This is a genomic window from Chryseobacterium sp. WG23 (genome assembly GCF_024586575.1).
Lineage (GTDB): Bacteria > Bacteroidota > Bacteroidia > Flavobacteriales > Weeksellaceae > Chryseobacterium.
On record NZ_JALCZE010000037.1, the window covers coordinates 1 to 463 of the forward strand.

Consider the following 463-nt stretch of genomic DNA (forward strand, 5'->3'; position numbering starts at 1 on the left):
TACCCAGTATGTTCCTATTCCTACATTATTGATGATTTGTGTGGTTTCTCCGGTACTCCATTCGTAACCGTCAAATCCAGGTCCTGCATCCAATGTAGTTGTTCCTTCAGCGCAGATCACTTTATCTTTCAGCACGGTAGATTTTACCGGTGGGAGAACTTTTAGTGTGATTTTGGCAATGGCAAAACATTGCTGTGCATTGTTCACTCTTGCATATACAATAGTACTTGTTGAAAGATAAGCATCAGGAATAGCAATTGGATTAGACTGGCTTAATGCATCATTCATTGTTTTGTAATACTTTAAAACATTTCCTGCTGGGAGTGGGTTTGGAACGCCAATGTCTGCATGAGTAAGATCAAATGTTGAGAACATGATGTTATCCGGGATATAACAGTTTTCCATCTGGGCATCTCTCAGTACTACTGTCGGGTGAAACTGTAATCTGATGGTAGCAGTAGCC

General features: G+C 40.6%; 1 pseudogene. It reads right to left on the reverse strand.

Annotation, left to right across the window (positions count from 1 at the left end):
• Positions 1-463 (reverse strand): annotated as a pseudogene (locus MP477_RS22890) (gliding motility-associated C-terminal domain-containing protein); the annotation flags it as partial.